This is a genomic window from Pseudomonas sp. LB1P83 (assembly GCF_054897885.1).
On the sequence record NZ_CM142709.1, the window covers coordinates 5,987,747 to 6,007,367 of the forward strand.

General features: G+C 59.6%; 22 protein-coding genes. 13 read left to right on the forward strand and 9 right to left on the reverse strand.

Annotated elements, in window-relative coordinates:
• Positions 1-173: 173 nt before the first annotated feature.
• Positions 174-3,017: a class I adenylate cyclase gene (locus tag ACYZTY_RS27570; RefSeq protein WP_461956262.1), complete on the forward strand. Its 2,844-nt coding sequence runs from the start codon at positions 174-176 to the stop codon at positions 3,015-3,017.
• 6 nt (positions 3,018-3,023) lie between these two features.
• On the opposite strand, the gene rnk is transcribed toward ACYZTY_RS27570, so the two are convergent.
• The 3 genes from rnk to cyaY all read right to left on the reverse strand — a co-directional run bounded on the left by rnk (position 3,024) and on the right by cyaY (position 4,284).
• Positions 3,024-3,434, reverse strand: a complete 411-nt coding sequence (gene rnk, locus ACYZTY_RS27575) for a nucleoside diphosphate kinase regulator (protein ID WP_461956263.1) — start codon at positions 3,432-3,434, stop codon at positions 3,024-3,026.
• A 294-nt stretch (positions 3,435-3,728) separates the two neighbouring features.
• Positions 3,729-3,947: a DUF1289 domain-containing protein gene (locus ACYZTY_RS27580; protein ID WP_461956264.1), complete on the reverse strand. Its 219-nt coding sequence runs from the start codon at positions 3,945-3,947 to the stop codon at positions 3,729-3,731.
• 4 nt (positions 3,948-3,951) lie between these two features.
• Positions 3,952-4,284, reverse strand: coding sequence for an iron donor protein CyaY (cyaY, locus tag ACYZTY_RS27585; RefSeq protein WP_461956265.1), 333 nt, complete (start codon positions 4,282-4,284; stop codon positions 3,952-3,954).
• A gap of 352 nt (positions 4,285-4,636) precedes the next feature.
• Between cyaY and lptM the strand changes: the two genes are divergently transcribed.
• Genes lptM through ACYZTY_RS27615 form a run of 6 tightly spaced genes read left to right on the forward strand, consistent with a single transcriptional unit; the run spans position 4,637 to position 9,247 of the window.
• On the forward strand, positions 4,637-4,813 hold the full coding sequence (gene lptM / locus ACYZTY_RS27590; RefSeq protein ID WP_149630712.1) for an LPS translocon maturation chaperone LptM: 177 nt from the start codon (positions 4,637-4,639) through the stop codon (positions 4,811-4,813).
• Positions 4,814-4,822: 9 nt separating this feature from the next.
• On the forward strand, positions 4,823-6,070 hold the full coding sequence (gene lysA / locus ACYZTY_RS27595) for a diaminopimelate decarboxylase (protein WP_461956266.1): 1,248 nt from the start codon (positions 4,823-4,825) through the stop codon (positions 6,068-6,070).
• A gap of 4 nt (positions 6,071-6,074) precedes the next feature.
• Entirely contained in the window at positions 6,075-6,905 is an 831-nt protein-coding gene (gene dapF, locus ACYZTY_RS27600; protein ID WP_461956267.1) for a diaminopimelate epimerase, read from the forward strand.
• Between the two features lie 13 nt (positions 6,906-6,918).
• Positions 6,919-7,644, forward strand: a complete 726-nt coding sequence (locus tag ACYZTY_RS27605; RefSeq protein ID WP_461956268.1) for a DUF484 family protein — start codon at positions 6,919-6,921, stop codon at positions 7,642-7,644.
• A gap of 2 nt (positions 7,645-7,646) precedes the next feature.
• The gene (gene xerC / locus ACYZTY_RS27610) at positions 7,647-8,546 is read left to right on the forward strand and encodes a tyrosine recombinase XerC (protein ID WP_461956269.1); all 900 of its coding nucleotides are present in this window, start codon (positions 7,647-7,649) and stop codon (positions 8,544-8,546) included.
• Positions 8,543-9,247, forward strand: a complete 705-nt coding sequence (locus ACYZTY_RS27615) for an HAD family hydrolase (RefSeq protein ID WP_461956270.1) — start codon at positions 8,543-8,545, stop codon at positions 9,245-9,247. Before xerC ends, ACYZTY_RS27615 begins: the two co-directional genes overlap by 4 nt.
• Before the next feature lie 211 nt (positions 9,248-9,458).
• Here the strand turns inward: ACYZTY_RS27615 and sutA are convergent, their stop codons facing one another.
• The 4 genes from sutA to glnK all read right to left on the reverse strand — a co-directional run bounded on the left by sutA (position 9,459) and on the right by glnK (position 12,237).
• Positions 9,459-9,782 (reverse strand): transcriptional regulator SutA, encoded by a 324-nt coding sequence (sutA, locus tag ACYZTY_RS27620; protein WP_461956271.1) that lies wholly within the window; start codon positions 9,780-9,782, stop codon positions 9,459-9,461.
• Positions 9,783-9,883: 101 nt separating this feature from the next.
• Positions 9,884-10,309: a secondary thiamine-phosphate synthase enzyme YjbQ gene (locus tag ACYZTY_RS27625; protein WP_461956272.1), complete on the reverse strand. Its 426-nt coding sequence runs from the start codon at positions 10,307-10,309 to the stop codon at positions 9,884-9,886.
• A gap of 214 nt (positions 10,310-10,523) precedes the next feature.
• On the reverse strand, positions 10,524-11,861 hold the full coding sequence (locus tag ACYZTY_RS27630) for an ammonium transporter (RefSeq protein WP_461956273.1): 1,338 nt from the start codon (positions 11,859-11,861) through the stop codon (positions 10,524-10,526).
• Between the two features lie 37 nt (positions 11,862-11,898).
• On the reverse strand, positions 11,899-12,237 hold the full coding sequence (gene glnK / locus ACYZTY_RS27635; RefSeq protein WP_002555808.1) for a P-II family nitrogen regulator: 339 nt from the start codon (positions 12,235-12,237) through the stop codon (positions 11,899-11,901).
• A gap of 418 nt (positions 12,238-12,655) precedes the next feature.
• On the opposite strand from glnK, the gene ACYZTY_RS27640 reads away from it, so the two are divergent.
• Both ACYZTY_RS27640 and ACYZTY_RS27645 read left to right on the forward strand, forming a co-directional pair.
• Positions 12,656-12,916 (forward strand): accessory factor UbiK family protein, encoded by a 261-nt coding sequence (locus tag ACYZTY_RS27640; RefSeq protein WP_008007559.1) that lies wholly within the window; start codon positions 12,656-12,658, stop codon positions 12,914-12,916.
• A 439-nt stretch (positions 12,917-13,355) separates the two neighbouring features.
• Complete coding sequence (locus ACYZTY_RS27645; protein ID WP_461956274.1) at positions 13,356-13,877, forward strand: BRO-N domain-containing protein; 522 nt, start codon at positions 13,356-13,358, stop codon at positions 13,875-13,877.
• 4 nt (positions 13,878-13,881) lie between these two features.
• Here ACYZTY_RS27645 and ACYZTY_RS27650 read toward each other — a convergent pair whose 3' ends face one another.
• The gene (locus ACYZTY_RS27650) at positions 13,882-14,145 is read right to left on the reverse strand and encodes a HigA family addiction module antitoxin (protein ID WP_461956275.1); all 264 of its coding nucleotides are present in this window, start codon (positions 14,143-14,145) and stop codon (positions 13,882-13,884) included.
• Between the two features lie 193 nt (positions 14,146-14,338).
• On the opposite strand from ACYZTY_RS27650, the gene ACYZTY_RS27655 reads away from it, so the two are divergent.
• From ACYZTY_RS27655 to ACYZTY_RS27665, 3 genes are all read left to right on the forward strand, one after another.
• Positions 14,339-14,875: an N-acetyltransferase gene (locus ACYZTY_RS27655; RefSeq protein WP_461956276.1), complete on the forward strand. Its 537-nt coding sequence runs from the start codon at positions 14,339-14,341 to the stop codon at positions 14,873-14,875.
• 31 nt (positions 14,876-14,906) lie between these two features.
• A complete protein-coding gene (locus tag ACYZTY_RS27660) occupies positions 14,907-15,077 on the forward strand; it encodes a hypothetical protein (protein ID WP_461956277.1) in 171 nt (56 codons plus the stop codon).
• A 181-nt stretch (positions 15,078-15,258) separates the two neighbouring features.
• Complete coding sequence (locus tag ACYZTY_RS27665; RefSeq protein WP_461956278.1) at positions 15,259-16,752, forward strand: YifB family Mg chelatase-like AAA ATPase; 1,494 nt, start codon at positions 15,259-15,261, stop codon at positions 16,750-16,752.
• A 5-nt stretch (positions 16,753-16,757) separates the two neighbouring features.
• Here ACYZTY_RS27665 and ACYZTY_RS27670 read toward each other — a convergent pair whose 3' ends face one another.
• Positions 16,758-17,972 carry an aldose 1-epimerase family protein gene (locus ACYZTY_RS27670; protein WP_461956279.1) on the reverse strand — a complete coding sequence of 405 codons (1,215 nt, stop codon included), beginning with the start codon at positions 17,970-17,972 and terminating at the stop codon, positions 16,758-16,760.
• A 267-nt stretch (positions 17,973-18,239) separates the two neighbouring features.
• On the opposite strand from ACYZTY_RS27670, the gene ACYZTY_RS27675 reads away from it, so the two are divergent.
• The gene (locus ACYZTY_RS27675; RefSeq protein WP_461956280.1) at positions 18,240-19,604 is read left to right on the forward strand and encodes an SrfA family protein; all 1,365 of its coding nucleotides are present in this window, start codon (positions 18,240-18,242) and stop codon (positions 19,602-19,604) included.
• Positions 19,605-19,621: the final 17 nt, after the last annotated feature.

Here is a 19,621-nt window from a genome sequence, read left to right on the forward strand (position 1 = left end):
AAACCCCTGCTACGGGATTTCCGCGGGCAAACTTCGTGACCTGCGGTCGCCACGCGATAGAATCCTGACGTCAAAAATACAAAATCAGCTTAAAAGTCCCGGGCCCGAGGCGCTAGACTCCCCCTCATCCGCAGACACCCACGTCCGAGCCTCGCGAGCCGGTTTGAGCTGACATGACCCGCACCCATGAAATCCGCCCCGATCTGGACGAGGGAATCGACCGCAAGGTTCTCAGCCAGCTGCGCGCACGTTTTCTGAAGCTCAACGAAGGCCGCATGGCCCGTGCCATGGAAGGGCTGTCGACCCGCCAGCAAACGGTGCTGACGCTTCTGCCGCTGTTTTTCCACGTTAATCACCCGCTATTGCCGGGCTATGTGTCGGGCAGCACGCCGGCCGGGCTGTCGAATTTCGAGCCTGACGCCAACGCCCTCGCTGAAGCCCAGCGCCTGACCCGATCGTTCTCCTATAAGCCGCGCCACGGCAGCAACCCGCCGCGACCGATTCACGGGCTGTTCCTGATGGGCAGCCTCGGCACCCTGGCCCAGGCCGATCAAAGCGACATGGACGTGTGGGTGTGTCACAGGCCGGACTTGAGCGAGACCGAACTCGCCGAGCTGCGTAAAAAGTGCCAGTTGCTTGAGGTCTGGGCCGCCAGCCAAGGCGCCGAGGCGCATTTCTTTCTGATCGACCCGGCCCGCTTCGTACTCGGCGAGCGCGATACGCAATTGAGTTCGGATGACTGCGGCACGACCCAGCACTACCTGCTGCTGGATGAGTTCTACCGCACCGCGATCTGGCTGGCCGGTCGCACACCGATCTGGTGGCTGGTGCCGGTTTACGAAGAAGCCGCCTACGACCGTTACACCCACACGCTGCTGTCCAAGCGTTTCATCCGTGCTGACGAGGCGCTGGACCTGGGACATCTGGCCTATATCCCGCCAGGCGAATTCATCGGTGCCGGGCTCTGGCAGTTGTTCAAGGGCATCGAGTCGCCCTACAAGTCAGTGCTCAAACTTCTGCTGATCGAGGTTTACGCCAGCGAACACCCGAAGGTTCACTGCCTGAGCCTGCGTTTCAAACAGGCGGTATTCGCCAATCAACTGGACCTCGACGAGCTCGACCCCTACATCGTCGTTTACCGACGCATCGAGGAATACCTCACCGCGCGTGGCGAGCCGGAGCGCCTGGAGCTGGTGCGCCGCGCGTTGTACCTGAAGGTCAACCGCAAGCTCACCGGCAGCAGTCGCACCCAGAGCTGGCAGCGCTCACTGCTTGAGCGATTGGCGCATGAATGGAATTGGGATCAGCGGCAACTGGCGCTGCTCGACAGCCGCAGCCAATGGAAAGTCCGCCAGGTCAGCACCGAACGCCGGGCCTTGGTCAACGAGCTCAACTACAGCTACCGCTTCCTGACCCAGTTCGCCCGCAATGAGCAAACCGTCAGCCTGATCAACAAACGCGACCTCAACGTGCTGGGTCGCCGGCTGTATGCCGCCTTTGAGCGCAAAGCGGACAAAGTCGAGTTCATCAACCCCGGCATCGCCCCGGACCTGGCCGAAGACACCCTGACCTTGGTGCAGGCGCCCAACAAGAAAGAACCCGGGCAAACCCAGTGGGGCTTGTATAACGGCAGCCTGACCGCCCACGAGTGGGAACATTTCGCGCCGATCAAACGCAGCCGCCAATTGCTGGAACTGCTGACCTGGTGCCACCGCAACGGCGTGATCGACAGCAGCACCCGCCTCGCCTTGCACCCCGGCACCAGCGACTTGAGCGAATTTGAACTGTTCAACCTGCTCGGCAGCCTGCAACAAAGCATCGCCCTGCCGTTGGCGACCGTCGCCGAAGAGCCGTTGCTGCGCGCAAGCGTGCCGAGCGAAGTGCTGATTCTGGTGAACGTCGGCGTCGACCCGCTCAAGCACCATCGCGACCTGAATATCCTGATGACCACCGAACGCACCGACTCCCTGAGCTATGCCGGAGTCCGCGAGAATCTGGTACTGACCCTGGACCAGGTCACGCTCAACAGCTGGAACGAAGTACTGGTCAACCGCTACGACGGCCCTCACGCCCTGCTCGACTGCCTGCGCGATCACCTCAATAACCTGCCGAGCGGGGCCCTACAGCCCAAGCTGCGGGTTCGCTGTTTCTGCCACAACCGTGCGCAATTCATCGCCCGGCGGGTCGAAGAAGTCCTCGATACCGCGCAGAATCTGCTGCTGAGCCAGCTCAATCATCGTTACCTGATTCAGGTCCAGCAGCATTATCACGTTCTGGAACTGGTGCCCGGCCACGTCAATCACGTTGCCCTCGCCACGTTGCCAGCGCTGTTCGATTACCTCGGTGAAGAGCTGGCGAGTTACAGCCCGCTGCACCTGGACCCGATGGCACTGGAAGACCACGACCTGGCGCTGCTCCTGCCCATGGGCCAGCCCGAATGCATTCAGGTGTTTTACCGAATCAACGAGCAGCAGGCTGATCTGTACGTCCTGGATGAGTTCAATGCCCTGTGGCAACAGCGTTTGCCGTATCACGACGAGCAAAGCCTGCTGGTGCCGCTGCAACGATTCCTGCAATCGATCCAGTACCGACGCGACGCCTTGCTGCCGATGAACACCGTTCAGCCACTGAACCTGGAAACGTTGTATTACCAGCTATTGCCGTCAGGTCCCGGTCGGGCGCGTCGGGTCGAAGCCCGGCCGGCGCCGCAAACCCCGATCAACAAACCGTTCTACGACGTGCAGGCGATCATCGGCAAAGCCGCGCCAGGGCAGGTGCAGGTCACGTTGTATTGCAATCAGCGGGAGTTTTCAGAGCTGGAACATGGCGACCAATTGTTCAGCGTGGTCGCCCAGGAGATCGTCGAGCAGCGCCGTGAAACCGAGCGCTATCGCTGCTACATCACCGACCTGGATTTGTCGGGCCTGCTCGGTGATGGTCAGAGTTCAAGCAATCTGTACTTGCGCTACAAGGCCGACCTGGAGCGCGCATTGAATGAGGCGCTCGAGCAGGTCTGAGGGGGGTTATTCCGGAAAGTGGCCGCCCTCGGCCGGTTGCGATTCAACTTCCAGCAGGGTCAGTTTCAACGTCTTGCCACCCGGTGCCGGCCAGTCGATGTGCTGGCCAACCTTGAGGCCAAGCAGTGCGCTGCCGACTGGCGCCAGAATCGATATCTTGCCTTCGTCGGCATTGGCATCTTTCGGGTAAACCAATGTCAGGTGGTAGTCCTTGCCGCTGATTTCTTCACGGCAATGCACCCGGGAGTTCATGGTCACGACATCGGCAGGCACGTCTCCGTGACCGACCAGGGTATCGGCGCGATCCAGTTCGGTTTGCAGCGCGATAACGCCCGGCAGCGTGTCATCCAGGCTGTCGATCAGGCGTTCCAGACGTTGCACGTCCAGACGGGTAAGGGTGATGGAAGGTGCGGTCATGATAGAGGCAGACTCCTTTCTTCTGCACAGAAAAAGCAAAACCCCGCCAGAAAAAGGCGGGGTTTTCACGAGCCTCGATGGGTTGAGGCGTTTCTGGACACTATCACAGCTCAATAAATATACAAGTCAGGCCCGACCAAGCCCCTTTGTAGCAGCTGGCGAAGCCTGCGTCCGGCTGCGCAGCAGTCGTTAGATCAGGCGATAAGGTGTATCAGGAATACCGAGCACTCAGGTTTTACGACTGCTGCGCAGCCGAACGCAGGCTTCGCCAGCTGCTACAGGTCGCGTGAAGCTTCAGTTGGTGGTTTTGCGCTGGGTCGCCTCGGCGCAGATGACACGACGGCGATCATCATCGGCCGAACGCCATTCTCGGATGTCTTCGACATGGCGAAAACACCCCAGGCAGACCTTCTGCTCGTCCAGTCGGCACACACCGCTGCACGGCGACGGCACCGCCGGGCTGACGTTGCTGTAGAGCGGCTTGGGTGGGCGAACGGGTGCAGGCGACGTCACAATCTCACAGACCTTCGAAGTCGAGATCGACGTCGGCCTGCTGCTTGACGATGCGCTCAAGCATTTCACCCAGCTGCTCTTCGCTCTTGTCGCACATCCAGCGCTCGCTTTCTGTGTCGTAATCGAAGTGGAAACCACCGGACACGGCCGCGAGCCACAGCTGACGCAACGGTTCCTGGCGGCTGAAGATCAACTGGCTGCCGTTTTCGAACTTGACGGTGAGCACACCGGCCGAGCTCTCCAGATCAACATCCAGATCGCTCTCATCGAAAATATCCTCCAGCGATTGCTGGGTGGCATCGACCAGATCGTGGAAACGGGCTTCGGTCAAACTCATTACGGCAACCTCAAAAAGTGTCTGTTCACGCTCAAGCGCCGCAAGATACGGGCGAGCCCCGGTGATTGCAAAGGATAACGATCAAGCGTCGATATAGGTACATCAAACGCTGTACATGTGGGAGCGGGCTTGTGTGGCGAGGGGATTTAGCGAAACGTCGCACCGCCCCGTTGGGTTGCGAAGCAGCCCCAGCAGTTCAAGGTTAAACGGGAGTGCTTGCGACTGCTGCGCAGCCGAACGGGAATAAATCCCCTCACCACAAGCCCCGCCGGACGGGACCCCCGTCGCATAGGCAAGCTGCCGGGTGGCCGGTATACTCCGGCGCAATTAACGCATTTTCAAGGATTTCGCCATGAAGCGCCTGATCTCTTCCCTTGCCGCGCTCCTAGCGGTTGCCTGCCTTGTGTCGGCCTGTGGTCAAAAAGGCCCGCTGTACCTGCCCGACGATTCCCAGGACCCTGCCGAGCAGGCCAAGTCGTCGCAAAAACAGCCTGCTTCCAAAGCACACAAGCACGACGTCTACCAATAAGGGAACGCCATGGACGCTTTTAACTACCGTGACGGCGAGCTGTTCGCGGAAGGGGTTGCCCTGTCCGCCATCGCCGAGCGCTTTGGCACACCGACTTACGTCTACTCCCGCGCCCACATCGAAGCCCAGTACCTGGCTTATGCCGATGCGCTGGCCGGCATGCCGCACCTGGTCTGCTTTGCGGTCAAGGCCAACTCCAACCTGGGTGTACTGAATGTCCTGGCGCGTTTGGGCGCCGGTTTTGACATCGTTTCCCGTGGCGAGCTAGAACGCGTACTGGCCGCTGGCGGCAGCGCCGACAAGATTGTGTTCTCCGGTGTCGGCAAGACCCGTGACGACATGCGTCGCGCCCTGGAAGTCGGCGTCCATTGCTTCAACGTCGAATCCACCGATGAGCTGGAGCGCCTGCAAGTGGTCGCCGCCGAGCTGGGCGTTCGCGCGCCGATCTCGCTGCGCGTGAACCCGGACGTCGATGCCGGCACGCACCCGTACATTTCCACTGGTCTTAAAGAGAACAAGTTCGGCATCGCCATCGCCGACGCCGAAGACGTGTACATCCGCGCCGCACAACTGCCAAACCTGGAAGTGGTCGGTGTCGATTGCCACATCGGTTCGCAACTGACCACCCTGCCGCCCTTCATCGACGCCCTCGACCGCCTGCTGGGCCTGGTCGACCGCCTCGGCGATTGCGGCATTTACCTGCGCCACATCGATCTCGGTGGTGGTTTGGGCGTGCGTTATCGCGATGAAGAGCCGCCATTGGCTGCCGACTACATCAAAGCCGTGCGCGAGCGTCTCGACGGTCGTGACCTGGCGCTGGTGTTTGAACCGGGCCGTTTCATCGTCGCCAACGCCGGCGTGCTGCTGACCCAGGTCGAATACCTCAAGCACACCGAACACAAAGACTTCGCCATCGTCGATGCGGCCATGAACGACTTGATCCGCCCGGCGCTGTACCAGGCCTGGATGGACGTCACTGCCGTGCGCCCTCGCGCTACCGCGGCTCGTGCCTACGACATCGTCGGCCCGATCTGCGAGACCGGCGACTTCCTGGCCAAGGATCGTGAACTGGCTCTGGAAGAAGGCGACCTGCTGGCCGTGCATTCGGCTGGCGCCTATGGGTTTGTCATGAGTTCCAACTACAACACCCGCGGCCGTGCCGCTGAAGTGTTGGTGGACGGTGATCAGGCATTTGAAGTGCGTCGCCGTGAGACGGTAGCCGAGTTGTTTGCTGGCGAAAGCCTGCTGCCGGAGTAATCCCATGCTGCTGCGTTTTACCAAGATGCACGGCCTGGGCAATGACTTCATGGTCCTTGACCTGGTCAGCCAGCACGCGCACATCCTGCCCAAGCATGCCAAGCAATGGGGCGATCGGCACACTGGCATCGGTTTCGACCAGTTGCTGATCGTCGAAGCGCCGAGCAACCCGGACGTGGATTTCCGTTACCGGATCTTCAACTCCGACGGTTCCGAGGTAGAGCAGTGCGGCAACGGTGCGCGCTGTTTCGCCCGCTTCGTGCTCGACAAGCGCCTGACCGCCAAGCGGCAGATTCGCGTCGAGACCAAAAGCGGCATCATCGAACTGGATATTCGCAGCGACGGCCAGATCGGTGTCAACATGGGCGCACCGCGCCTGGTGCCGGCCGAGATTCCGTTCGAGGCGCCAGAACAGGCCTTGAGTTATAAGCTCGATGTCGAGGGTGCAACGGTCGAACTGGCCGCCGTGTCCATGGGCAACCCCCATGCGGTGCTGCGGGTCAGCGACATCAACAACGCACCGGTGCATGAACTGGGGCCGAAAATCGAACACCACCCGCGCTTCCCGGCGCGGGTCAATGTCGGTTTTCTCCAGGTCATCGACCGGAACCGTGCGCAGTTGCGCGTCTGGGAACGTGGCGCCGGGGAAACCCAGGCCTGCGGCACCGGCGCTTGCGCTGCCGCAGTGGCTGCGATCAGCCAGGGGTGGATGGATTCGCCGCTATTGATCGACCTGCCCGGCGGGCGCCTGTCCATTGAATGGGCAGGCCCTGGCCAACCGGTCATGATGACCGGCCCGGCAGTGCGCGTTTATGAAGGACAAGTGCGTCTTTGAGAGAGTTGAATCCATGAAAGATAAGCCCCAGGTTCCCGCCCAACAGCCCGACGAATCCCCTTCCGAAAGCCTTGAGGCGGCGGCGATTGCCGCGTACCTGGAGGCTCATCCGGATTTCTTCGTCGAGCACGAAGAACTGCTCCCGGCCTTGCGCATTCCGCACCAGCGCGGCGATACCGTCTCGCTGGTCGAGCGCCAGATGAAGATCCTGCGCGACCGCAACATCGAGTTGCGTCATCGCCTCTCGCATCTGATGGACGTGGCCCGCGACAACGACCGCCTTTTCGACAAAACCCGTCGCCTGATTCTCGCGCTGATGGACGCCAACAGCCTGGAAGACGTGGTGATCAGCGTCGAAGACAGTCTGCGTCAGGACTTCCAGGTGCCTTTTGTCAGCCTGATCCTGCTGGGCGACAACCCGATGCCGGTGGGCCGCTGGGTCACCCATGCCGAGGCGCAAACGGCCATTGGCGGCTTGCTCTCGGAAGACAAAAGCGTCAGCGGCAGCCTGCGTGAGCACGAACTGGACTTCCTGTTTGGCGAAGAACAACGCAAGCAGATCGGCTCCACCGCCGTCGTCGCCATCAGCTTTCAAGGCATCCACGGTGTCCTGGCCATCGCCAGCCGCGACCCGCAGCACTACAAAAGCTCGGTCGGCACGCTGTTCCTGAGCTACATCGCCGAAGTCATGGGCCGCGTACTGCCTCGGGTCAACAGCTCCCTGCGCTCGGTACGCTGACCATGGAACGGCAACTGGACGCTTACTGCGAACACCTGCGCAGTGAGCGACAGGTGTCGCCCCACACGCTGTACGCCTACCGGCGCGACCTCGACAAAGTGCTGGGCTGGTGCGTCAAACAGAACATCAGCAGCTGGGCCGCACTGGATATCCAGCGTCTGCGCAGCCTGATCGCGCGCCTGCATTCTCAAGGTCAATCGTCCCGCAGCCTGGCGCGGCTGCTGTCGGCCGTCCGTGGGCTCTATCACTACCTGAACCGCGAAGGCCTCTGCGATCACGACCCGGCCAATGGTCTGGCGCCGCCCAAGGGTGAACGGCGGCTGCCGAAAACCCTCGATACCGACCGCGCACTGCAACTGCTAGAAGGTGCGGTGGAGGATGATTTCCTGGCGCGTCGGGATCAGGCGATTCTGGAGCTGTTCTATTCCTCGGGCTTGCGGCTATCGGAACTGACCGGACTCAATCTGGATCAGCTGGATCTGGCCGACGGCATGGTTCAGGTGCTCGGCAAGGGCAGCAAGACCCGACTGCTTCCCGTGGGCAAAAAAGCCCGCGAAGCCCTGGAACTGTGGCTGCCCTTGCGGGCCATGACCAACCCTTCGGACGACGCGGTGTTTGTCAGCCAGCAAGGCCGGCGCCTTGGCCCTCGGGCGATTCAGGTGCGGGTCAAGGCGGCCGGCGAGCGCGAGCTGGGGCAGAACCTGCACCCGCACATGCTGCGGCACTCCTTTGCCAGCCACTTGCTCGAATCCTCACAAGACTTGCGCGCCGTACAGGAATTGCTCGGCCACTCGGACATCAAGACCACCCAGATCTACACCCACCTGGACTTCCAGCACCTGGCCACGGTTTACGACAGCGCCCATCCACGGGCCAAACGCATTAAGGGCGATGATTCATGACCATCCAACTGATCACCTTCGACCTCGACGACACCCTGTGGGATACCGCCCCGGTGATTGTCAGCGCCGAAGCCGTACTGCGTGAATGGCTGACCGAGCACGCACCGAACCTGGGCGCGGTGCCGGTGGAGCATTTGTGGGCGATTCGTGAACGGATTCTGAGCGGCGAGCCGAGCCTCAAACACCGCATCAGTGCGCTGCGACGTCGGGTGCTTTTTCATGCACTGGAGGAAGCCGGCTACGACCACGGCGAGGCTTCGGACCTGGCCGACAAGAGTTTTGAAGTGTTCCTGCATGCCCGGCATCAGATCGAGGTGTTCCCCGAAGTCGAGCCGACACTGGAGACACTGGCCAGGCATTACGCCTTGGGCGTGGTCACTAACGGAAACGCCGATGTGCGCCGGCTGGGGCTGGCGGATTACTTCAAGTTTGCGTTGTGCGCCGAAGACATCGGCATCGCCAAGCCCGATGCGCGACTGTTCCATGAGGCATTGCAGCGTGGTGGTGCCACGGCGGAGACGGCGGTGCATATCGGCGATCATCCGGGGGATGACATTGCCGGAGCGCAGCAGGCGGGGTTGCGGGCGATCTGGTTTAACCCGGCGGGCAAGGTGTGGGAAGCGGAGAAGGCGCCGGATGCGGAGATTGGCAGCCTGACCGAGTTGCCGGCGTTGCTGGCGCGGTGGAATGCCCAACACTGACCTTGAATACACCACTGACCCTGTGGGAGTGAGCCTGCTCGCGATGAGGCCGTAACATTCACAATTGATGTTGACTGAGACACCACCATCGTCGGAACGCCGCCCGGAGCAGGCTCGCTCCTACAGGGGATCACCGCATGGCTAAAGATTGTTTCAGACATGAAAAAGCCCGCAGCGACGGCGGGCTTTTTCAGCAAGCAAGGGCAGACGCTTAGATAGGCCGGCTGCCGTACTTGTTGTCAGGCTTCTTGGGAGGATCGGCGACCACATTGGCCTCCACTTCCTGCACCTTGCCGCCTTTGGCCAAAAACTCTTCCATGGCCCGCGCGAGAGCATCGCGTTCCTTGTTTTTGGCTTCGACGCTCGGCAATTCATCAACCGATACCGCTGCCTTGGCTTTGCCTTTGGCGGTCGGAACGGGCGTATCACCGCCATCGTCGTCAGCAACGTCTTCCGCTGCTGTTTCCAGACCTTCTTCGGTTTCGTCTTCGTCGCCTACTTCCAGGTCGTCGTTTTCCAGATCATCGTCGCTCATGTTCTACCTCATGACTTGCGAAAAGCAGATTAGTTATAGCCCAGCTTCACCGTCTGTCGACAGCCGCCGGAAAAATTCAATAACCGCTGGTGACCAGCGGTTCATGCCTCTTCACCGTGCACGGTGGCGAGGACTTTACGGGCACCGCCAAAATCACGGTGCTCGCCCAGATAAACGCCTTGCCAGGTCCCCAGCGCCAGTCGGCCTGCCGAAATCGGCAAACTGAGCTGACAGCCAAGCACGCTGGCCTTGAAGTGCGCCGGGAGGTCGTCCAGGCCTTCGTCGTTATGCTCATAGCCGTCTGCTCCTTGTGGGATCAGACGATTGAAAAATCGTTCGAAGTCGAGACGTACCGCCGGATCGGCGTTCTCGTTGATAGTCAACGACGCCGAGGTATGCTGCAGCCACAAGTGCAACAGACCGACCCGACACGCCTTGATTTCAGGCAGGCCGGCGAGTAACTCGTCCGTTACCAGATGAAAGCCCCGGGGCCGTGCCCGCAGGGTAATCAGAGTCTGTTGCCACATACAGTTCTCCGCTCGTTCGGGGCGCATTCTAGCGCGCTCAGGGAAAAAACAAAGGCCCTAATATTCCTTCAATCATGTAAGCCATTGGCCGCAGAAAAGCGCCCGGCGTAAACGCCCCTAAACGTGTACGAAAAAACCTTTCAGCAGGCCCTTCACTGACAAACTCCAGACAAAAAAATGCCCGGCAAGCCGGGCAAGTTTTTTATGCGCGTGCTTACAAGTTGTAGCCGCGTTCGTTGTGAAGTGCCAGGTCGATGCCGACAGCCTCTTCTTCTTCGGTGATACGCAGACCCATGACAGCGTCCAGGACCTTGAGAATGACGTAGGTGACGATCGCGGTGTAGATCACCGTGAAGCCGACACCTTTGCACTGAATCCAGACTTGAGCGGCGATGTCGGTGACGGTGCCGAATCCACCCAGCGATGGTGCAGCGAACACACCGGTCAGGATCGCGCCGAGGATACCGCCGATACCGTGCACACCGAAGGCGTCCAGGGAATCGTCATAACCGAGTTTGCGTTTCAGGGTGGTTGCGCAGAAGAAGCACACCACGCCCGCTGCCAGGCCGATCACCAGAGCGCCCATCGGGCCCACGGTGCCAGCGGCCGGGGTGATGGCAACCAGACCGGCCACAACACCCGAAGCGATACCCAGCGCACTTGGTTTGCCGTGAGTGATCCACTCGGCGAACATCCAGCCCAGTGCAGCGGCGGCGGTTGCGATCTGGGTCACCAGCATCGCCATACCGGCCGTGCCGTTGGCCGCAGCGGCGGAACCGGCGTTGAAGCCGAACCAGCCGACCCACAGCATCGCGGCGCCCATCAGGGTGTAACCGAGGTTGTGCGGCGCCATCGGCGTGGTCGGGAAGCCTTTGCGCTTGCCCAGTACCAGGCAGGCAATCAGACCGGCCACACCGGCGTTGATGTGCACCACGGTGCCGCCGGCGAAGTCGAGCACGCCCCAGTCCCACATCAGGCCGCCGTTGCCGGACCAGACCATGTGCGCAATCGGTGCGTAAACCAGGGTGAACCACACGCCCATGAAGATCAGCATGGCGGAGAACTTCATCCGCTCGGCGAAGGCACCGACGATCAGCGCAGGGGTGATAATGGCGAAGGTCATCTGGAAGGTGATGAACACCGCCTCAGGGAACAGCGCCGCAGGACCGGTCAGGCTCGATGGCGTGACACCGGCGAGGAACGCCTTGCCCATGCCACCGAAGAACGAGTTGAAGTTGACGACGCCCTGCTCCATGCCGGTGGTGTCGAACGCGATGCTGTAGCCATAAATGACCCACAGAATGCTGATCAAACCGGTAATGGCGAAACACTGCATCATCACGGAAAGAATATTTTTCGACCGAACCATGCCGCCGTAGAACAGCGCGAGGCCGGGAATGGTCATGAACAGCACGAGGGCTGTCGAGGTCATCATCCAGGCGGTGTCGCCGGAGTTGAGGACTGGGGCCGCCACTTCGTCTGCCGCCATAGCCAGGCTGGGCATTACGAGGGACAACAGGGCTCCTAGCCCTGCGAATTTACGCAGAGTCATATTGTTTTCTCCTGGGGCGTTGGGTTTGTGGCGGCGTTTAAATCGCGTCGGTATCGGTTTCGCCGGTACGGATGCGAATCGCCTGTTCCAGATTGACCACGAAGATCTTGCCGTCACCGATCTTGCCGGTGTTGGCAGCCTTGGTTATCGCCTCGATAACCCGGTCCAGATCCTTGTCGTCAATGGCGACATCGATCTTCACCTTGGGCAGAAAATCGACCACGTATTCCGCGCCGCGATACAGCTCGGTGTGACCCTTCTGCCGACCGAAGCCTTTGACTTCAGTAACGGTAATGCCCTGCACGCCGATCTCGGACAGCGACTCGCGCACGTCGTCCAACTTGAACGGCTTGATGATGGCAGTGACTAGCTTCATGAAAACTCTCTCCCGAATTGGTGGACTTGCCCCAGGAAAACAAACCCGACTCAAGTCTAAGCGCAGTGCCTGGCTTTGTAACGCATCGTCGGCCTTTGATTGCCCGTCCGACGCCTGCTAACCACTCCGCACGAAACACTTCCCCGTTCCGCTTGGCGCACTGCATTCGTCACAGCGACTGCATCAGTGCATGGGTCACTACCGACTAAGCAGAAAGCTTGCCATCTCGCCAAAACCCACTGAATTCAATCCCTTGAACGCTTCCGACCGCCGCGTCAGCCAAACAGTTCGGCGGATACGCACAACAACAGTGCGCGGCCGTCCGTCCTCATGCGCGAAAAGCGTGCATCCCCTCGGTCGGAATTGACTATAGACACTGCGTGATACACTGCCCGCCATTGTTGACAGGACATTTCCCATGCTCGCACCCAAAGACTTCCTCGACGCCCTGAGCGGCACCGCCTCCCGCCTCTTCAGCGGCGACACTCCACTGCCGAAAAGCGAAATCGAAAGCCAGTTCAAGGCACTGCTGCAGAGCGGCTTCAGCAAACTGGACCTGGTGAGCCGGGAAGAGTTTGATAGCCAGATGGTCGTGCTCGCACGGACCCGGGCACGGTTGGAGAGTCTTGAGGCGAAGGTTGCGGAGCTGGAAGCGAAGCTCAATCCACCGACCGAGTAACACGCAAAACCCACTGTGGAAACCCAATCCACTGTGGGAGCGAGCCTGCTCGCGATTGAAGGTCGGCACGACCTTCAGATTTACCTGTAGGAACTGCCGCAGGCTGAGAACATTTGATCTTAAGCCCCGCAAAAATCCCGGCACCTTCCTACAAAAATCACACCGCCGTCCGATTGCGTCGCCAAGTATCCGGCCTCTAAGCTCATCCCCAGCTGAATAATCAGCTCTGGGTTTGGCGACCTGGAAGACCCCGACGCAACGCGACCACATTCGACCGAGGAATTTATTCCCATCACGAATTATGGCGGCTATGCGTGGGAGACCTTCGGGTCTGCCGGTTCTCGGGTGTCACCGGTTCGCCAACCCGCGCATAGCTGCCACCCTTTTCGTTTGGCGACGATCAGAAGCAGCTTTCTTCACTCGACCCCGAGAATGCACCATGAATGAAAACTATCTAATCCCTCACGTCTTCATCCGCCACAAACTCCACCTCCACGCGCTTTTGATCGAAAACCAACCCTGGTTCAGCGCCAGAGACCTGGGCCGTCTGCTTCGCCTTTTCCTCGACGAACGCGCCGTCCGAAAACTCGATCCCGATCAACATCAATCCGCGCGAGTCGTCATCCACGGCACCACCGAAAACACATTGCTCATCAGCGAATCCGGCGTCTACGCCCTGCTCGTCTACCACTACTGCCCCGAATACCGAGGCCTGCGCGAATGGCTGACCCACGACGTGGTGCCAGCCCTCAGAGATGCCCAACAACCGACGTCAACTGAACGCCCCGTCCTGAGTCTGTTGAACTGGCCGGAAATGTCGTTGAGCTTGCTGCACTGGAATAACCAGCCGTGGATTCGGTTGCAGGATGTTCCGCAACTGTTGCCGAGCGGAGAGCAGACGCAGCGCCCGGTCAACGTGCCATGGTGGAAAAAAGCTTCGCGAGCGTTGCATTCGCTTTAAGCGCTCATCCACGCTCGATTTCGGCGCTTCGCAGATCGTAGGTCGATTGCAGATTCAGCCAAAATTCGGGCGTGGTGTTCAACAGAATGGAAAGCTTCTTTGCCAGACCCGCGCTGACATCGCTCTGCTGCTTTACTACGTCGATCAATTCAGCCTCCGGCTCGTCCAACGAGCAAGCTAAAGCCGCGCTTGTAATGCCCAGCGGCTTTAGAAGCTCCTCGCTGAGAACTTCACCTGGATGAATCGGCCGCATTCCAATCCGGTTCATTTACGCCTCCTATGGCTTCATTTTCCCGTGATCATAAGCAGCAACCTTGATCTGGCAAGACCATCCGGGAGCTTTCACTGACGTCCTTCACCTATCTAGGCACGGTCCTACAAAAAGCGGCTCCATCGCCTGATTTATCGATGCACACCTGCTCCTTTAACCTTTTCTTTCTGATTTTCGAAAGACACCAATAATGAGAAGAAAAGGAAAAGGCACGGACCTCCGTAACCAAACTATTAAATCGGATGTAAGGAAGCTCACCTACAAAGCGTTTATTAAAAAAATCGCGCCTCGCGCTTCAAACATCGACATATCAGTTGTCAGGATTGAGCCGATTACTGCCGCAGCGATAGAGAAATGTCATTTATGGGAAGGAGCAGCAAACTACCCGTGGGAACGCATCCCCGACTGGAAGCGGAAAGATGCCAAGGGTTTGGATTTGGCAATTTGGTATGAGCAGAATCTTTGCGGCTTGTGCTATGCAACACCGCGACGAAGCGCTATCTGTCTGAAAATCGTACTTTTGCAGGGGGATCCAGACAAATCCCATCCGCTTCGTGGCTTGATAGCTCCAGTCGCACTACTGGCCGCAGAATTCTATGCGCGTATGCTGGAGTGCAGAGAAATCGAAATCCAAGATCCTGATCCAAATGTTGTTTTTTACTATCAAGAACTCGGGTTCGACTTTGACCAGACCAACCGCCTTGTCATCTACTTGAGCGACCAATAACATCCAGGTAAACGAATCGCAGGAGGTGTACATGAGCCCCAAAAAGCGAAAGGCTAAGCTGTTACAGCTTGCTGAGTTTCACGCCGAAGCACGTCGCTTGGCTGGTGATTTATCGGCTAATCAACGACGCTTTATTGAAGTCGGTATCGCGCGCGGCAAAGAACTTGAGCCCGGCGGATGGTTGGCCGGAGGAAGAACCTAAATACCAATTCTTAAAAAAACCGCCTGAATGGCGGTTTTTTTTGTTCTACGTGACTATTTCGCCCCGTACTCGCAACATCCTGCGAAAGTTTCTCTCCTTTCCAGCCAGGCTCAAATCGGCCTCCCCGACTACCCTTCAAAAACCCCGCAGGAAGCGGTGCTCTTCAGCTCAAGGAACGACCATGTCTCTCTCCATCGTCCACAGCCGCGCCCAAATCGGCGTGGATGCGCCCGCCGTCACCGTCGAAGTCCACCTGGCCAACGGCCTTCCATCGCTGACCATGGTCGGTTTGCCCGAAGCGGCAGTAAAGGAAAGCAAGGACCGGGTGCGAAGCGCGATCATCAATTCGGGCCTGCAATTTCCAGCGCGGCGTATCACCCTGAATCTCGCTCCTGCGGACTTACCGAAGGACGGCGGACGGTTTGATCTGGCGATCGCCCTGGGGATTCTGTCCGCCAGCGTGCAGGTGCCGACATTGACGCTGGATGACATTGAATGCCTGGGAGAATTGGCGCTGTCAGGCGCGGTACGTGCCGTGAGGGGCGTGTTGCCGGCTGCGCTGGCCGCACGCAAGGCCGGGCGCTCGCTGATGGTGCCGCGTGCGAATGCCGAGGAGGCGTGCCTGGCGTCGGGATTGAAGGTGATTGCCGTCGACCATCTGCTGGAAGCGGTCGCGCACTTCAATGGACATACACCGGTCGAACCCTATGTTTCCAACGGGTTGCTCTACGCCAGCAAGCCCTATCCCGACCTGAATGAAGTGCAGGGCCAACTTTCGGCCAAGCGCGCCTTACTGATTGCGGCGGCTGGCGCTCATAACCTGCTGTTCAGCGGTCCGCCGGGGACCGGGAAAACACTGTTGGCGAGTCGTTTGCCGGGACTCCTTCCTCCTTTGGCCGAAAATGAGGCACTGGAAGTCGCAGCCATTCAATCCGTCACCAGTTGCGTGCCCTTGAGCCACTGGCCGCAAAGACCCTTTCGCCAACCCCATCACTCAGCCTCAGGCCCGGCGTTGGTGGGCGGTGGCTCGAAGCCGCAACCCGGCGAAATCACCCTTGCCCATCATGGCGTTCTATTTCTCGATGAGCTTCCGGAATTCGACCGCAAAGTGTTGGAGGTTTTAAGGGAGCCGCTGGAATCTGGCCACATCGTGATTTCCCGCGCCAAGGATCGCGTGAGGTTTCCGGCACGCTTTCAATTGGTGGCCGCGATGAATCCATGCCCGTGTGGATATCTTGGCGAACCCAGCGGCAAATGCAGTTGTACACCGGACATGGTCCAGCGCTACCGCAACAAACTGTCGGGGCCACTGCTGGATCGCATCGACTTGCACCTGACCGTCGCCCGGGAAGCCACAGCGTTGAATCCTGCGCTCAAACCCGGCGATGACACCGCCACCGCCGCGCTGCTGGTCGCCGACGCCAGAGAGCGGCAACACAAACGCCAGGGCTGCGCGAACGCTTTCCTTGATCTGCCGGGCCTGCGCAAGCACTGCAAGTTATCCACAACCGATGAAACCTGGCTGGAAACAGCGTGTGAACGACTGACCTTGTCGCTGAGGTCCGCGCATCGATTGCTCAAGGTAGCGCGAACCCTCGCAGACCTTGAGCAGGTGGATGGCATCACCCGTGGCCATCTGGCTGAAGCGCTGCACTACCGGCCAACGTCCAGCTGATGAAATCACTCCTTGGTGAGGTCCACCAACGGCGCCTGCCGCACCTCAGTCTCCCGCCCGCCCTGAATATCACTCACCCGCTTCAAAGCTTTATCCACAGCCCCTTTATCCGCCAGCAAGCTATAGCTGATCTGAAACTGCTTGTGTTCCTTCGGCGCAATCGTCGGCACCAGCCCCAGCGGCCGCTGATAGCGCCGGTTATAGGAAAAGCTGGTCCCCGGCTCGAGCCCGGTGACATAGCCCTGGCCTTGGGTATCGGTGTTTTTCCACAGCGAAAACACTGGCAGCGTTTGAGTGTTGAAGCCGAGCGAAACGCCCAAGCTGCCCGCCTTGTTATGCAACACAGTCAACGTATCGCCCTTCGCATCGCCATACGGCACAACGTTGTAAACCGTCTCGTCATAGTCCTTGGTCGGCGCACGGTATGTCTGCCAGTCCGGCAAATCCCCTTTGGCCTTGTCGTTGAACGGCGACACCTGTTTAACCGGCGCAGCAAAACGCGCGCCCTGCTCCAGGAATGGCGTGCTGAAGTTGCTGTGGTACAGCGCCTGGTATTCCTTCGGATAGTCACCGTTGTTGGTCAGGGTGTCGTTAAGGGCAAATGCAACGCTGCCGGGCTCGGTGACCAGTTCGGTCATCACCGAGAAGTCGACTTTCTTGAACGCCTGCTCTTTCAGCTCGCCGCGCAGGCTGATGGCGTACGGCGGTTTTTCATCTATATGCAGGGTAACTTTACTGGCCGGGATGTTGGCTGCTCGGCCATGCAGGGTCAGCAGTTCACCGTTATCCATACCGGGATGGCCGACCCATTCGTAGCCGCAGCGGGCGACCAGTTCGTTGAAGCCTTCAAGCCAGCCCAGTCCGCCGCGGCCATTGAGCTCGATGAAGGACGGATTGACCACGTCCTTGACCGGCGAATCCCAGCCCATGCGCACATCGCCGACCGACGCCTGCAAGACGTTCATCCCGCGAGTCGGTACCACCGAGAGTTTCAAGGTGCCGTTATCGATGTCGACGATGCTGACGCCCTCCTGCCGGCCGCCGTGCAAGGTGCGCAGGGTGACGGAGAACGGTTTGTCGGTTTTTACGCCGAGTTGTTGGCTGGTGATCTGCCAGTTCTGGGCAGCCTTGTCTGTGTCGAGCAGCACGTAATCCCAGGCCATGGCGTGGGAGGCAGCGGTCAGCGTGCCAAGGGCGACGGCGAGTTTGAGCGGGGTCATGAGGAAAGCCTTTCTTGGAGTTGTGCATTTTTTATAGCGCTGATGAAACGTTTCAGCAAGCTTAAAAAAGCAGACGTCCGAACCTTACAAAGTCAATTCACATTGACCCCATGCAACCTCCGCACACTTACGCTAGTCTCATACGGTTTGGGACCTCCTCTGATTGACGGCGACATCATTATGACATTAAGGTCGCCAGCTAATTGCAGGAGCAAGAGCAGACACCTTTGTCTGTCATTTTTGCGCAGCGGAACATATGGAGTTTGAATGCGCGGGGCACTATTACGCAGCGGTAAGAGCGGGTCATTCACTGCCCTGGGCGAGACAGGTCAACCGGTTTACCGGGCGGCCCTGCAATTGCGCGAAGCCATTCGCCGCAAGAATCCCGACATGGTCGATCACCTGGCCATTCCTCAAAGCGACGAACTTGGAAACCAGATCGATTGGTACAGCGGCCTCGACGGCGATGTCATCCCGTGGAGCAGCGCCACCGAAGAAGAACGCGCACCTGCCCGTCGCCAACTTGAAGCCCTGAAGACTGCCCTCGATGAATTGAGCCAGCGTTTCCTGGGCACTGACCCGGCCGAACAGCAGCAAGGCGATAAAGCCGTGTTCGGCAAGTTGCTCAAACGCGTCATTCATTTCCCTGACGAAAACTTCGTCTACTTGGTGCAAGGCAAGCCGGTATTGACCTTTTGGGGTTTCGAGCACGCCGGTACCGGCAATCGCGATCCCCTGCACTGCCTTTATCAGGTTCCGCAGGTATTCACGCTGCCACCCGTGGTCGAAGAACCGGTTGTAGCGCCCGTCGTGCCGGTGGTGGCTCGTCCGTGGTGGCGTCGTTGGTGGTGGCTGTTGTTGCTGCCGTTCTTGTTGCTGCTGTTGTGGCTTTTGCTCGGCTTGCGCGGTTGCGTGCCGATTCCGTTGGTGGCGGTGGACTTGCTGCCTGAAGGCATCGTGCCGGTGGAAAAACAGCTGGAAGAGCCGCAACTGACCGGCAATGCCACAACAGTGAATGGCGTTCCCGTGACCGGCACCGTTTCAGGTTCCACCACAGGCACAGCCGTGAACGGCACACATGACGTGGAAGCTCCGGCCGTCGCTGGTAACGAAGCTGATGCCGCGCCCGCCGACGTCACGCAAGACCCGGCCGCCGAATCCCCAACCGCGCCAACCGCTCCACCCGAAAACAAAACCGGGGCGCCTGCCGTCACTCCGCCCGACGCACAAACAGCCGCAGCCGCAACCGCAAAACCGGGCCCGGCCCTGAGCATTCCGCCTGACGCCGCCGACGGTGCCGCCAAGTTCCTCGACGGTCAGTACCGCGCCGGCGCCGGCATCCAGGATCGCCGGACCGGCAAGCCCCTGCGTCTGGAATACCAGCTCAAGGACGGTAAGGGCGAAGTCACCGTACACCAGGCCGACGGTACGAAGTGCAGCGGGCCAGTGAGCGCTACCATGAAGGGAGGCAGCCTCGCCATCGACAGCCAGGGCCAGGCCGTGTGCGGCGATGGCAGCACTTACGACATGCCCAAGGTCAACTGCCGCAAAGGGGCGACCACGGTCGCGGACTGCACCGGCGGTTACGGAAAAGATCAATTCCCCATGTCCATGCGGCAGATGGGCGAATAAGACTGGAATAACCCGAC